The organism is Brevundimonas sp. (genome assembly GCF_019636155.1).
In the GTDB taxonomy this organism is placed as follows: Bacteria; Pseudomonadota; Alphaproteobacteria; order Caulobacterales; family Caulobacteraceae; genus Brevundimonas.
The window spans coordinates 38,514-52,250 of sequence record NZ_JAHBYB010000011.1; the positions used below are offsets into that span (position 1 = coordinate 38,514).

The 13,737-nt window shown below is 69.0% G+C and carries 9 protein-coding genes; 6 read left to right on the top strand and 3 right to left on the bottom strand.

Features of this window, described 5'->3' with window-relative positions; all coding sequences use genetic code 11:
- Positions 1–62 precede the first annotated feature (62 nt).
- On the bottom strand, positions 63–395 hold the full coding sequence (locus KF910_RS11790; protein ID WP_292263114.1) for a hypothetical protein: 333 nt from the start codon (positions 393–395) through the stop codon (positions 63–65).
- A 157-nt stretch (positions 396–552) separates the two neighbouring features.
- On the opposite strand from KF910_RS11790, the gene KF910_RS11795 reads away from it, so the two are divergent.
- Both KF910_RS11795 and KF910_RS11800 read left to right on the top strand, forming a co-directional pair.
- Positions 553–1,704 (top strand): Fic family protein, encoded by a 1,152-nt coding sequence (locus tag KF910_RS11795; RefSeq protein WP_292263115.1) that lies wholly within the window; start codon positions 553–555, stop codon positions 1,702–1,704.
- Positions 1,705–1,730: 26 nt separating this feature from the next.
- Entirely contained in the window at positions 1,731–2,483 is a 753-nt protein-coding gene (locus tag KF910_RS11800) for a hypothetical protein (protein WP_292263117.1), read from the top strand.
- Here KF910_RS11800 and KF910_RS11805 read toward each other — a convergent pair.
- Both KF910_RS11805 and KF910_RS11810 read right to left on the bottom strand, forming a co-directional pair.
- Positions 2,480–4,111, bottom strand: a complete 1,632-nt coding sequence (locus KF910_RS11805) for a peptide chain release factor 3 (protein ID WP_292263119.1) — start codon at positions 4,109–4,111, stop codon at positions 2,480–2,482. The two genes, KF910_RS11800 and KF910_RS11805, sit on opposite strands and share 4 nt — an antisense overlap.
- A 67-nt stretch (positions 4,112–4,178) precedes the next feature.
- Positions 4,179–4,559 carry a hypothetical protein gene (locus tag KF910_RS11810; protein WP_292263121.1) on the bottom strand — a complete coding sequence of 127 codons (381 nt, stop codon included), beginning with the start codon at positions 4,557–4,559 and terminating at the stop codon, positions 4,179–4,181.
- Between the two features lie 185 nt (positions 4,560–4,744).
- Here KF910_RS11810 and KF910_RS11815 point away from each other — a divergent pair, with 185 nt between their 5' ends.
- The 4 genes from KF910_RS11815 to KF910_RS11830 all read left to right on the top strand — a co-directional run bounded on the left by KF910_RS11815 (position 4,745) and on the right by KF910_RS11830 (position 13,047).
- Positions 4,745–6,325 (top strand): alpha-glucosidase, encoded by a 1,581-nt coding sequence (locus tag KF910_RS11815; RefSeq protein WP_292263123.1) that lies wholly within the window; start codon positions 4,745–4,747, stop codon positions 6,323–6,325.
- An 87-nt stretch (positions 6,326–6,412) separates the two neighbouring features.
- Complete coding sequence (locus tag KF910_RS11820) at positions 6,413–8,515, top strand: malate synthase G (RefSeq protein WP_292263125.1); 2,103 nt, start codon at positions 6,413–6,415, stop codon at positions 8,513–8,515.
- A 66-nt stretch (positions 8,516–8,581) separates the two neighbouring features.
- Complete coding sequence (locus tag KF910_RS11825; RefSeq protein ID WP_292263127.1) at positions 8,582–9,457, top strand: ABC transporter ATP-binding protein; 876 nt, start codon at positions 8,582–8,584, stop codon at positions 9,455–9,457.
- Between the two features lie 11 nt (positions 9,458–9,468).
- Complete coding sequence (locus tag KF910_RS11830; protein WP_292263129.1) at positions 9,469–13,047, top strand: ABC transporter permease/M1 family aminopeptidase; 3,579 nt, start codon at positions 9,469–9,471, stop codon at positions 13,045–13,047.
- The last annotated feature ends 690 nt before the right edge of the window (positions 13,048–13,737 follow it).

The following is a 13,737-nucleotide window of genomic DNA, read 5'->3' on the forward strand; positions in this document are numbered from 1 at the left end:
TCTCCTCGCGTCTTCTGCAAGGGCAACGCCGAGGCAGGCGGACGGGTTCGATTTCGTCGTCGTCAGTCCAGGGCGGGGACGCGGCTGCGGCACTGGCGCAGGGCCGCCTGGGCCTCGGCGTCGCCGGCGCTCAGCAGCCGCACGGCCTGGACCCGCGCGCGCGTCTGGTCGGCCTCGGCCGCCTCGGCGGACCGGCCCGCGGCGGCGGCGGCCTGCATCGCCGTCAGAGACCAGTAGAGGGCCGCATCCATCAGGGCCCGCCCCTCGGCCCCTTCGCCCCCCGCCAGCTCCGACGCCGCCTGGGTCAGGCCGGCGCACCGCACCACCGCCTGATAAGAGGTCAGGGCCGGCGCCTGCTGTGTCAGCGCCAGGAGCAGAGCAAGCCCGACCGCCATTTCGTCCTCCACCGCGCCCACTCGCGCGACCGCATCATCACATCACGCTGACGCGTCGGTGGGAAGACGGCGCGCTATTGGCCGGGATTGAACTATGGCCTTTCGCACAGGGTTATATTATCTAATCTGGATAATATGGGATCGGGAAAGCCCCTTTATGCCAAAATCGGAAAATGAGCGGGCAGGACGGTATGTCCGCCAGCTGAGCGGCTACCGCGCCTTCATTCCCAATCCCCTGCCGCCAGAAGGGCTGGACCTGGATGGAGGCGTCAGGGCGGCGCTCAGCCGTGCGGACCTGGCCTTGGGACGGCTGGACGGGGCTGTGGAGACCTTGCCTCACCCCGAGCTCTTCACGGCGATGTATGTGCGTCGGGAGGCTGTCCTGTCGAGCCAGATCGAGGGCACTCAAGCGTCTCTGGATGATCTGGTCGCAGCCGAGGCGCGGCTGTCCGGGCAACGCCCCATGGGAGACGTCAACGAGGTGCTCAACTACACCTCGGCGCTGAATTTCGGCCTGGCGCGCCTGGCGGAATTGCCTTTGTCGGCCAGGCTGCTGCGGGAAATCCACGAAATCCTGATGCATGACGTCCGAGGCGGACACGCCACGCCGGGAGATTTCAGGACGACACAGAACTGGATCGGGTCGGCCGGCCGCGGTCTGAACGAGGCGGTCTTCGTGCCGCCGCCCCCGGATCAGGTCGCCCACCATATAGGGGATCTGGAGACCTTTCTTCATCAGCCGACGGACCTGCCCTTGCTGGTTCAGGTCGGGCTGGCCCACGCTCAATTCGAGACCATTCACCCCTTCGTCGATGGCAATGGGCGTTTGGGGCGGCTTCTGATCACCTTCCTGCTGTGCGAGCGGAAGGTGCTGACCAAGCCCGTTCTCTATGTCTCCCTGACGCTGAAGAAGCGAAGGCAGGAATACTACGAGCATCTTCAGGCCATTCGGGACGCCGGCCAGTGGGAGGCCTGGCTGATCTTCTTCCTCGACTGCGTCACCGACGCGGCTCTGGACGCGGCCGGCCTGGTGAAGCGTATTCTCACGCTCCGCGAGATGCATCGGGACCGGATCGTCAATGAAATGGGCGCGCGCGCCGGCAAGGCCATCCGCCTTCTGGAGAGACTCTACCGCGACCCGTACATCGAGGTGAACGAGGCCGTGCGTTTTCTGGGCGTCAGTTTCGCCAACGCCAACAATATCGTCCTCGACCTGCAAGGCATGGGGGTGTTGCGAGAGGCGACGGGGCAGCAGCGCAACCGCATCTTCGTCTATGAGGACTACATCGGGTTGTTCAGGGATCTCTGATCGGCCCGGCCGCCCCCAATGGCGACGTGAGAAGGCGCCGGGGGCGTCCTGGCGCCCTCGGCCTGAAGCCAGCGCAGGAAGGCGTTCAGGGCGCCGGAGTCCGCGCCCTGAACGCCTACCTGGGCTGGGCCTTGGCCCACCTGCTGATCTGCCTGCCCCTGACGGCCGCCTTCACGCCGGGGCGTCGCCTGCCGCATGCGGATGAGTCCCCCGCCGCGCCCGTCCGCATCCGCTGGGACCGCCGCATGGTCCAGCTGGCGGTGCTGTTCGCCGGCGCCTGGGCGGTATCGACGGCCATGAGCGCCCACCTGCCGCGCCTGCTGATGAAGATCGGCCTGTCGCCGGCTCAGGCCGCGGCCATCGCCGGGCTGACGGCGGCGGCGGCCATCGCCGTGCGCCTGCTGGACATGACCCTGCTGCACGGCGCGTCGCCGATCACCACGACGCGCCTGGCCGCCCTGATGCATCCCCTGGGCGCCCTGACGGTGGGCCTGGGCGGGGCCCGGTTCGCGGCGGCCCTGACCCTGTGCCAGGGCGCGGGCAACGGCCTGCTGTCGGTGGCTTCCGGCGTCCTGCCGCTGAAACTGTTCGGGCGCCGGAACTACGCCGCCCGCCACGCCCTGATGCTGACCCCCGCCCGCTTCATGCAGGCCGCCGGACCGGCGCTTTACGGCCTGGCCCTGGAGCGGTCGGCCGCCCTGGCCCTGGCGGCGTCCAGCGCCGTCTGCCTGATCATGTTCGCCGCCACCTTCGGGCTGGAGCGGCGCGATGGAAGCTAGGCCCGTTCCTTGGTCTTGGTGAAGGTCACCTTGGGGAACCGTTCGCCGACATAGCCGGTCTCCCAGCTCGACTTGGCCAGGAAGACCGGGGCCTGGTCGATGTCCACGGCCATCTGGGGCCGGTATTTGCCGGCGAAGTCCTCAAGGTCCGCACGTTCGCCGCCGATCCAGCGCGCCTCGGCGTAGGGGCTGGGTTCGAACACCACGTCCAGGCCGTATTCCTCGCCCAGCCGGTCGGCCATGACCTCGAACTGCAGCTGGCCCACCGCCCCGACGATGAAGTCCGACCCCAGTTCCGGCCGGAACAGCTGGGTCACCCCTTCTTCGGCCAGGCCTTCCAGCGCCTTCTTCAGGTGCTTGGCCTTCAGCGGATCCTTGACCCGCACCCGCTGCAGGATCTCGGGCGCGAAATTGGGCAGACCGGCGAACCGCACCATCCCGCTCTCCGACAGGCTGTCGCCGACCCGCAGCACGCCATGGTTCGGAATGCCGATGACGTCGCCGGCATAGGCGTCTTCCGCCAGTTCCCGGTCCGAGGCGAAGAACATGATGGGGGCGTTGACCGACAGCTGTTTGCCCGTGTTCTGGACCTTCAGCTTCATGCCGCGCTGGAACCGGCCCGAGGCCATGCGGAACATGGCGATGCGGTCGCGGTGGTTGGGGTCCATATTGGCCTGGACCTTGAAGACGAAGCCGGTCACCTCGGCCTGGCCCGGCTCGACCGTCACGGCCTCGGGCGCCGGGGCGTTGCGCGTTTCGGGCGGGGCTTCCTTCTTGGCGGCCATGGTCTTGGGCGGCGGGGCCCAGTCGCCGATGGCCTTCAGCAGGGCTTCGATGCCGAAATGGCGCAGGGCCGAGCCCCACAGCACCGGCGTCAGATGCCCCTCGCGGAACGACTGCAGGTCGAAGGCCGGGTATCCGCCCTGAACCAGTTCCAGCGCCTCGGCCATGTCCGCCTGTTCGTCGCCCTCGAAATACCGGCCGGCGTCGTCCAGCGGCAGGGCGGCCGGATGATCCGGGTCCTCGTCCGAGCCGGCGGCCTTGCGGGCATAGGGCTGGAAGGTTCCGGTCCCCACCTCGACCATGCCGCGCAGGCGGTTTCCGCTCTCGGCCGGCCACCAGATGGGGGCGGGGTCCAACTGCAGACGCGATGCGATCTCGTCCAGCAGGGCCATCGGGTCCTGGGCCTCTCGGTCCAGCTTGTTGATGAAGGTGATGATCGGGATGTCGCGCAGGCGGCACACCTCGAACAGCTTCAGCGTCTGCGGCTCGATGCCCTTGGCGGCGTCCAGCACCATGATGGCGCAGTCGGCGGCCGTCAGGGTGCGGTAGGTGTCTTCCGAGAAATCCTCGTGCCCCGGCGTGTCCAGCAGGTTGAACATCTTGCCGTCGTGCTCGAACGTCATGACCGAGGCGGTGACCGATATGCCCCGTTCCTTCTCGATCTTCATCCAGTCCGACCGCGCCCGCCGGTTCTCGCCCCGCGCCTTGACCGCCCCGGCCGCGCGAATGGCCCCGCCGGCCAGCAGGATATGCTCGGTCAGGGTCGTCTTGCCCGCGTCGGGGTGGGCGATGATGGCGAAGGTCCTGCGGCGCAGGGCCTCTTCGTTCAGGGTGAGTTTCGACATTCCGTATCCTTGGCGCGCGCGGACCTAGCGCGGCGCGGGCCGAATGTCACGGAATGGACGCCGGCGATCAGGCCGCCAGCCGGTTCCACACGGCCTTGTCGCAGGTCGTGGCGTCCAGGCGGCCGCGGCGGGCCTTGGTCGACAGCTGGCGGATCACCGCGTCGGGCAGGGCGCAGAAGCGCGGCTCGACCAGTTCCGGCGCGCAGCCGGCCGCGTCGGCGGCGAACAGGGCGGCGTTGATCTCGGGCGCCCGGTCGGCGATCAGCCAGGCCAGACGCCGCGCCCGGCCCGGATCGTTGAGGTGCAGCATGGGGTCCTCGGCGAACATCTCGCACCCCAGTTCCAGCACATAGTCGAAGCCCAGCTTCTCGAACCGGCGCGCGTCGCCGGGCGTGACCGGGCAGGCCTCGTCCAGATCGAACACGACGTCGTTCAGAAGAAACAGCATGGGGCGGCCCGCTTGCGCCGGACGTTTCTTCGTCCGTGATCCCACCCTAGGCCCAGCCCGCTTGCGGTCCCGTTCACGAACGCGGTTAAGCCTTTACGACCGGCTGGCGGGGGCGTTCACACGACGGAAGCCATGCTCTGGCGCCGGCCGGCGATGCGGTCCAGTCTGGCGGTTCGGAGGATGCGATGGCGGGCGACGACTGGCGCGGCTGGGTTCTGTATCAGGTCTATCCGCGCAGCTTTCAGGACACCACCGGCGACGGGATCGGCGATCTGAGGGGGATCACGGCGCGGCTGGATCATGTCGCGTCCCTGGGCGTGGACGGCGTCTGGCTGTCGCCCTTCTATCCGTCGCCCATGGCCGACTTCGGCTATGACGTGGCCGACTATCGCGGCGTCGATCCGATGTTCGGCACTCTGGCGGATTTCGACGCCCTGGCGGCCCGCGCCCACGCCCTGGGACTGAAGGTCGTCATCGACCAGGTCTGGTGCCACACCTCGGACCGGCACCCCTGGTTCCAGTCCAGCCGACTGGATCGCGCGGGCGACCGCGCCGACTGGTACGTCTGGGCCGACGCCAAGGCTGATGGGACGCCGCCCAGCAATTGGCAGTCCGTCTTCGGCGGCCCGGCCTGGACCTGGGACGCGCGGCGCGGCCAGTATTACATGCACAACTTCCTGAGCGCCCAGCCGCAGCTGAACCTGCATCACCGGCCGGTGCAGGACGCCCTGCTGGATGTGGCGCGGTTCTGGCTCGACCGGGGCGTGGACGGGTTCCGGCTGGACGCCCTCAACTTCGCCATGCACGACCCGGCCCTGACCGACAATCCGGCGGAGGCGCCGGGCAGGGGCGTGTGGCCGCGCACCCGGCCGTTCGACTTCCAGCAGCATCGGCACAACCAGTCCCAGCCGGGGATGATGGCCTTCGTCGAGCAGGTGCGCGCCCTGACCGACAGCGACGGCGGCCGCTTCACCGTGGCCGAGATTCCGGGCGCCGACTCCGGGGCCGAGCGGCGGGCCTATGTGGCGCCGGGGCGGCTGAACACCGCCTATGGCTTCGACTTCCTCTATGCGCCCGACCTGACGGCCGCGCGGGTGCATGCGGCGATGGCGCAATGGCCCGAAGACGCGGGCTGGCCCGCCTGGGCCTTCTGCAACCACGACGCGCCACGCGCGGTCTCGCGCTGGGCGCCCGAGGCGGATCGCGACGCCGCCGCCCGCATGGCCCTGATGCTGCTGCTTTGCCTGCGAGGGGTGGTCTTCCTGTATCAGGGCGAGGAGCTGGGCCTGCCCCAGGCGGCGGTGCCGTTCGAACGGCTGGCGGACCCCGAGGCGATCGCCAACTGGCCCCACACCCTGGGCCGCGACGGGGCCCGCACGCCGATGCCATGGACGACGGACACGCCCTGGGCCGGCTTCTCGACGGTCGAGCCCTGGCTGCCGGTCGATCCGCGCCATCCGCCGCTGTCGGTCGACGCCCAGGACGGTGATCCGGATTCGATCCTGAACCTGGCCCGCCGCCTGATCGCCCTGAGAAAGGGTCGCGAAGCCCTGCGGACCGGCGCCTACCGCCCGGTGGACGCGCCCGAACCCCTGATCGCTTTCGAGCGCGGCGACGCAGAGAGCCGGCTGCTCTGTGTCTTCAATCCGACGGCCGCGCCCGTTCCCTGGTCCCTGCCGGAAGGCTGGGGATTGGTCGCGGGCGGCGGCGGCGTCGCGCCCTCATTGGCCCCCTATGGCGCCTGGGTCGCGGAATGGATCGCCTGAACCCTTGCGGCCTGCGTCGCGCGGTGGTGTTCTGATCACGCAATGTTACAGGCGCGCCCTCCCCATGCCGCGCGCCGGGGAGACGCCATGACCTTTTCCGACCGCGCCGGCCTGTCGGTCGCCGCCCCGGTGATCGCCCTGATCGAGGACGAGGTCCTGCCCGGCCTGGACTTGGCGCCCGCCGCCTTTTGGGCCGGGGTCGCCGACATCCTGGCCCGGTTCGCGCCCGAGAACCGGCGCCTGCTGGCGGTGCGCAATGACCTGCAGGCCCGGATCGACGCCTGGCATGAAGGTCGGCGCGGCCAGCCGCATGATCCGGCGGCCGCCGAGGCCTTCCTGCGCCAGATCGGCTATCTGGTCGACGAGCCGGCGCCCTTCACCATCGGCACGACAGGGGTGGATGAAGAAGTCGCCCGCATGGCGGGGCCGCAGCTGGTGGTTCCGGCGCTGAACGCCCGGTTCGTGCTGAACGCCGCCAACGCCCGCTGGGGCAGTCTGTATGACGCGCTATACGGAACCGACGCCCTGGGCGATCTGCCGCCGTCCGGCCCCTATGACGCCGCGCGCGGGGCGCGGGTGGTGGCGCGGGCCAGGGCCTTCCTGGACCAGGCCCTGTCGCTGGAAACCGGGTCATGGGCCGATGTCGCCGATGTGGAAACGGCGCGCCTGCGCGACCCCGCCGCCCGGATCGGCCGCAGCGACCGCGGCTGGATGTTCCGCCACCACGGCCTGCATATCGAGGTGGTGATCGACCGCGCCCATCCGGTCGGGGCGACCGATCCGGCGGGGATCGCCGACGTGGTGCTGGAAGCGGCGCTGAGCACCATCGTCGATCTGGAGGACTCCGTCGCCGCGGTCGATGCGGCGGACAAGGCCGCCGCCTGGCGCAACTGGCTGGGCCTGATGCGCGGCGACCTGACCGAGACCTTCGACAAGGGCGGACGGGCGATGACCCGGTCGCTGGCCGAGGACCGCCGGGTCACGGCGCCGGACGGATCGCACATGGTGCTGAAGGGGCGCAGCCTGCTGTTCGTGCGCAACGTCGGCCATCTGATGACGACCCCGGCCGTGCTTCTGCCCGACGGATCGGAAGCGCCCGAGGGGGTGCTGGACGCCATCGTCACCAGCCTGATCGCCCTTTACGACCTGCGCGGCCTGGGCCGGCTCGGCAACAGCGCGGCGGGGTCGATCTACATCGTCAAACCCAAGATGCACGGGCCGGACGAATGCGCCTTCACCGACCGCCTGTTCGATGCGGTCGAGGACCTGCTGGCCCTGCCGCGCCACACCATCAAGGTCGGGGTGATGGACGAGGAGCGCCGCACCAGCGCCAATCTGGCCGCCTGCATCCATGCGGTGAAGGACCGGATCGTCTTCATCAACACCGGTTTCCTGGACCGCACCGGCGACGAGATCCACACGGCCATGCAGGCCGGGCCGGTGGTCCGCAAGGCCGAGATGAAATCCGCCGAATGGATCGCCGCCTATGAGGCGCGAAATGTCGCCATCGGCCTGAACTGCGGCCTGTCGGGCAAGGCCCAGATCGGCAAGGGCATGTGGGCCGCGCCGGACCGCATGGCCGAGATGCTGGACCAGAAGGCCGCCCATCCGATGACCGGCGCCAACACCGCCTGGGTGCCTTCGCCCACCGCCGCGACCCTGCATGCCCTGCATTATCACGCCGTCGATGTCTTCGCCCGCCAGGCCGAGGCGGCCCGGGCGTCGACGCCGGGTCTGGCCCCCCTTCTGACCCCGCCCCTGGCCCTCGGCCGCCACTGGAGCGAGGCCGAGATCGAGGCTGAGCTGGACAACAACGCCCAGGGGCTGCTCGGCTATGTCGTGCGCTGGATCGACCAGGGCGTGGGCTGTTCAAAAGTGCCCGACATCCACGACGTCGGCCTGATGGAGGACCGCGCAACGCTGAGGATCAGTTCCCAGCACATGGCCAACTGGCTGCTTCACGGCGTCTGCAGCGCCGATCAGGTCGAAGCGGCGCTGCGGCGGATGGCGGTCAGGGTCGACGCCCAGAACGCCGGCGATCCGGCCTATCGCTCCATGGCGCCCGGCTTCGACGGCCTGGCCTTCCAGGCGGCGCGGGCCCTGGTGTTCGAGGGCGCGGCCCAGCCGAACGGCTACACCGAGCCGCTGCTGCACGCCTTCCGGCGGCGGGCGAAAGGCGGGCTTACCTAAGCGTAACTTGATGCGGGGGCCCTGCGCCGTCACTGTGCGCCCCGCACGATGAAGGGGAGGCGCGCCATGCTGTCGATCAAGAACCTGGTTCACGTCTATCCGAACGGCACCCGCGCCCTGGACGACGTCAGCCTGGAGGTCCCCACCGGCATGTTCGGCCTGCTGGGCCCCAACGGCGCCGGCAAGTCGACCCTGATGCGCTCCATCGCCACCCTTCAGACCCCGACCTCGGGCGCCATCCAGTTCGGCGACATCGACGTGATCAGACAGCCGGAGCTGCTGCGCCGCACCCTGGGCTACCTGCCCCAGGATTTCGGCGTCTATCCCCGCGTCTCGGCCTACGACATGCTGGACCACATGGCGGTGCTGAAGGGCATCGCCGGCGGCAAGGAGCGCAAGGAGACGGTCGAGGGCCTGCTGCATCAGGTCAATCTGTGGCCGGTCAGGAAGAAGGCCCTGGCCGGCTTCTCGGGCGGCATGCGCCAGCGCTTCGGCATCGCCCAGGCCCTGATCGGCAATCCCCGGCTGATCATCGTCGACGAACCGACCGCCGGCCTCGATCCTCAGGAGCGCATCCGCTTCCTCAACCTGCTGGCCGAGATCGGCGAGAACGTGGTCGTCATCCTGTCGACCCACATCGTCGAGGACGTCGGCGACCTCTGCCCCCGGATGGCGGTCCTGGCCGACGGCAAGATCCGGCTGGAGGGCGCCCCCCTTGACCTGCTGCAGCAGATGAAGGGCCGGGTCTGGCAGAAGACCATCGCCAAGGAAGACCGCGCCGAATACGAGGCCCGCTATCAGGTGCTGACCACCCGGCTGTTCGCCGGCCGCACCGTGATCCACGTCCTGGCCGACCAGCGCCCCGACGGCTTCGAGCCGGCGCCCGGCGGGCTGGAAGATCTCTATTTCTCGACGCTGGCCGCGTCCAAGCAAGCCGCCTGAGGGGCGCCGCCATGTTCTGGAACGTCGCGGGCTTCGAGTTCCGCTATCAACTGCGCCAGCCGGCCTTCTGGGTCATCTCCCTGCTGTTCGGCCTGCTCAGCTTCGGCCTGATCGCGGCCAGCGACAACATCCGCATCGACGGCGGCGGCGCCGTCCATGTGAACTCGCCCTACGCGATCGTGGTGGCGCATTTCGTCTTCAACATCTTCTACATGCTGGCGACCACGGCCATCGTGGCCAATGTCGTGGTGCGCGACGCCCAGTCGGGCTTTGGCCCGATGATCCTCAGCACCCGGATCGGCAAGTTCGACTATCTGTACGGCCGCTTCCTGGGGGCCTTCGGCGCCGTGGCGCTCAGCTTCCTGTCCGTCAGCATCGGCATGATCCTGGGGACCGTCATGCCCTGGGTCGATCCCGAGACCCTGGGGGCCTTCCGCCCCCTGGACTACCTCTACGCCTACGCCGTCTTCGGCCTGGTCGGCCTGCTGGTCAGTTCGGCCCTCTTCTTCGCCCTGGCCACCGTGACCCGCTCGATGATGGGCACCTATATCGGCGTCGTGGCCATCTTCATGATCTATCTGGTCGCCACCTCGTCGCTCGGGAACAAGCCCGAGTTCGAGACCGCCCTGGCCTGGGCCGAGCCCTTCGGCTCCGGCGCCTTCGGCAAGGTCACCGAATACTGGACCACGGCCGAGCGCAACGCCCAGCTGCCGCCGCTGGAAGGGGTGCTGCTCTACAACCGCCTGCTTTGGCTGGGGATCAGCCTGGGCGTCCTGGCCCTGGCCTATGGGCTGCACCGCCCCGCCGCCCGCGGCGCCAAGCTGAAGAAGCAGGAGAAGCTGCGCGCCCTGACCGAGGCCGAGGCCGCCCCCGCCGGCCCCATCGGCCCCCTGCCGGCGCCCCGCCACGGCTGGGCCAGCGGCCTGACCCAGCTGGTCTCCCGCACCGGGTTCGAGATGGCCATGGTGTTCAAGAGCCCGGCCTATCTGGTCCTGCTGCTGCTGGGCTTCCTGTTCGCCATCGCCACCCTGTGGTTCACCGGCGAGATCTATCAGACGCCGATCCTGATCGTGACCCGGGTGGCCATCACCGGCCTCCTGGGCGGGTTCGGCCTGATCTTCATCATCATCGCCATCTACTATTCCGGCGAACTGGTCTGGCGCGACCGCGAGCGGCGGGTGCACGAGATCATCGACGCCTCCTCGACCCCCGACTGGACCTTCCTGGTTCCCAAGACCCTGGCCCTGGCCCTGGTGCTGATCTCGACCATGGCGGTCTCCATCCTGGCCGGCGTCCTGGTCCAGGCGCTCAAGGGGATCACCGACTTCGAACTGGGCAAATACCTGCTGTGGTATCTGGCGCCCCAGTCGATCAGCTTCGTCCTGCTGGCCGTCCTGGCCATCTTCATTCAGGCCCTGTCGCCCAACAAATTCGTCGGCTGGGCGATCATGGTCGTCTATCTGATCTCGACCCTGGTCCTGTCCAACCTGGGCTTCGACCATCTGATGTACCGCTACGGCGCCACGCCGGCGGTGCCCCTGTCCGACATGAACGGCCGCGGCGACTTCGCCGTCTTCGAGGCCTGGCTGACCGCCTACTGGTCGGCCTTCGCCGTGGTCCTGATGGTTATCGCCTACGCCCTGTGGCGGCGCGGGACCGAGACCCGGCTCATGCCCCGCCTGCGCCGCATGCCCCGGCGCCTGGCCGGGCCCGCCGGCCTGATCGGCCTGGCCGGTCTGGCGGCCTTCGTCGGCCTGGGGATCTTCGTCTATCTGAACACCAACGTCTGGAACGAATACCGCAGCCGCAAGGACCAGGAGGCGCTCCAGGCCCGCTACGAGAAGACCCTGCTGCGCTATGAATCCACGCCCCAGCCGTCGGCCGTCAGCCTGCGCCTGGCCCTGGACCTGCATCCGCACACCCCGCGCCTGGTCACCGAAGGCGAGATGGTGGTCGAGAACCGCACCGAGGCCCCGCTGAACGAAATCCACCTGCGCTGGAACCCGGATCTCAAGATCCAGGCCCTGAGCGTTCAGGGCGCCCGGATGGCGCGCGAATGGCGCGAGTTCGACTATCGCATCTACCGCTTCGACACCCCCATGGCGCCGGGCGAGCGGCGCACCGTCCGCTTCACCACCGTCCTGGAACAGCGCGGCTTCAAGAACAGCGGCAACACCACCCGTCTGGTCGACAACGGCACCTTCGTCAGCAATTCCGAGATCGCCCCCATCATCGGCATGGGCCGCGACGGCCTGCTGACCGACCGCACCAAGCGGCGCAAGGCCGGCCTGCCCGCCGAACTGCGGATGGCCAAGCTGGAGGACGAGTCCGCCCGCGGCAAGAACTACATCGGCGCCGACTGGGTCACCGCCGACATCACCGTCACCACCGACGCCGACCAGACCCCCGTGGCTCCCGGCGAACAGGTGTCGGACGTCACCCGCGACGGCCGCCGCACCGTCCGCTTCGTCACCGAAAGCCCGGTGCTGAACTTCTTCTCGGTCCAGTCGGCCCGCTACGTCGAGGCGCGGCGCATGCACGACGGGGTCCAGATGGTGGTCTATCACCACCCCGGCCACGAGCGGAACGTGCCGACCATGCTGGACGCCCTGGCGGCGACCCTGGACTACGCCAGCGCGAACTTCAGCCCCTATCAGTTCCGCCAGGCCCGGATCGTCGAGTTCCCGGACTACGCCAGCTACGCCCAGTCCATGCCCAACACCTTCGCCTGGTCCGAAGGCCTGGGCTTCATCACCGACCTGACCGGCGCCGACAAGATCGACTTCGTCACCTATGTCGCGGCCCATGAGTTCGCCCACCAGTGGTGGGCCCACCAGGTGGTCGGCTCGGACCAGCAGGGCTCGACCCTGCTGTCGGAATCCCTGGCCCAGTACACCGCCCTGATGGTGATGGAGCGCAAATACGGCCAGGACCAGATCCGCCGCTTCCTCAAGCAGGAGCTGGACCGCTACCTGCGCGCCCGCGGCTCGCAACGGCTCGAGGAACTGCCCCTGGCCCGGGTCGAGAACCAGCAGTACGTCCACTACCAGAAGGGCGGACTGATCCTCTATCTGCTGCGCGACCAGATCGGCGAAGACGCCGTCAACCGCGCCCTGCGCCGGGTCCTGGCCCAATACGCCTTCAAGTCGGCCCCCTATGCGCGCTCGACCGACCTGATCGCCGCCATCCGCGCCGAGGCGCCGGCCGACAAGCAGGACCTGATCACCGACCTGTTCGAGAAGATCACCCTGTATGACGTCAAGACCACCGGGGCGACCGCGCGGCGCCGCCCCGACGGCCGCTGGGACGTCACCGTCACGGTCAGCGCGCGCAAGCTCTACGCCGACGGCCAGGGCAAGGAGACCGAGGCGCCCCTGGACGAGACCTTCGACATCGGCCTGTTCAGCGCCAAGCCCGGCGACAAGGGTTTCGACCAGAAGAACGTCGTGCTGATGGAGCGCCGGTCCCTGCGCAGCGGGGTCCAGACCTTCCGCTTCGTCACGACCCGCAAGCCCGCCTTCGCCGGCGCCGACCCCTACAACCGCTGGATCGACCGCGACTCCGACGACAACATCACCGCGGTGGAATAGAGGCCCGCCCGCCAGATCCTCCCCCCTCGGGGGAGGGGGACCGCCGCAGGCGGTGGAGGGGGCCGACCGCAGGCTCCGACCTTCGACCTCACACACTCCTCCCTCTCCCATGGGGAGAGGGCTTGAACGCCCAAGAGCCCGTCAGGGCGATTGGACTTGCGTGAAAGGGTGAGGGGTTTCGCTCTCACCGGGCGGGCGCCGTAACCCCTCACCCTTTCGGCTATGCGCATCGCTACGCTCTGCGAGCCTCAAGCCCTCTCCCAACGGGAGAGGGGTCAGGAACGCCAACTGCGCGCGCCAGGGAACCTAACCCTCTGACTTCACTCATCAATCCCCGCCGCCAACCCCATCTCGCACGCCTGGGCTGGGAACGGCCCTATACTCCCCAGGTCCCGTCGCATGGGGAGGCCGCGAGGCCAGCGACTTCGCGGCGGCGGGAGCGGAGGAAGCGGGGCTGTGCGTGTCACTCACACGCACGGGCCTGCGGTCGTCGGATCGGACAGTCATTGGCGACGGGTCCGGCGACCGAGGGAGGGTCGAGGGGGTTACTCTGGCCGTTCCGGGACCGGGTCGTTGGCCCGGCCCGCCCGCCGCGGGCCTCCGGGAGTAGCCGAAAAGATCGGCGCCCGCCCCGAGCTCGTGGAAACCCTCCGTGCGGAGCGTCAGACCTCTCGCCGAACACGGCACTCA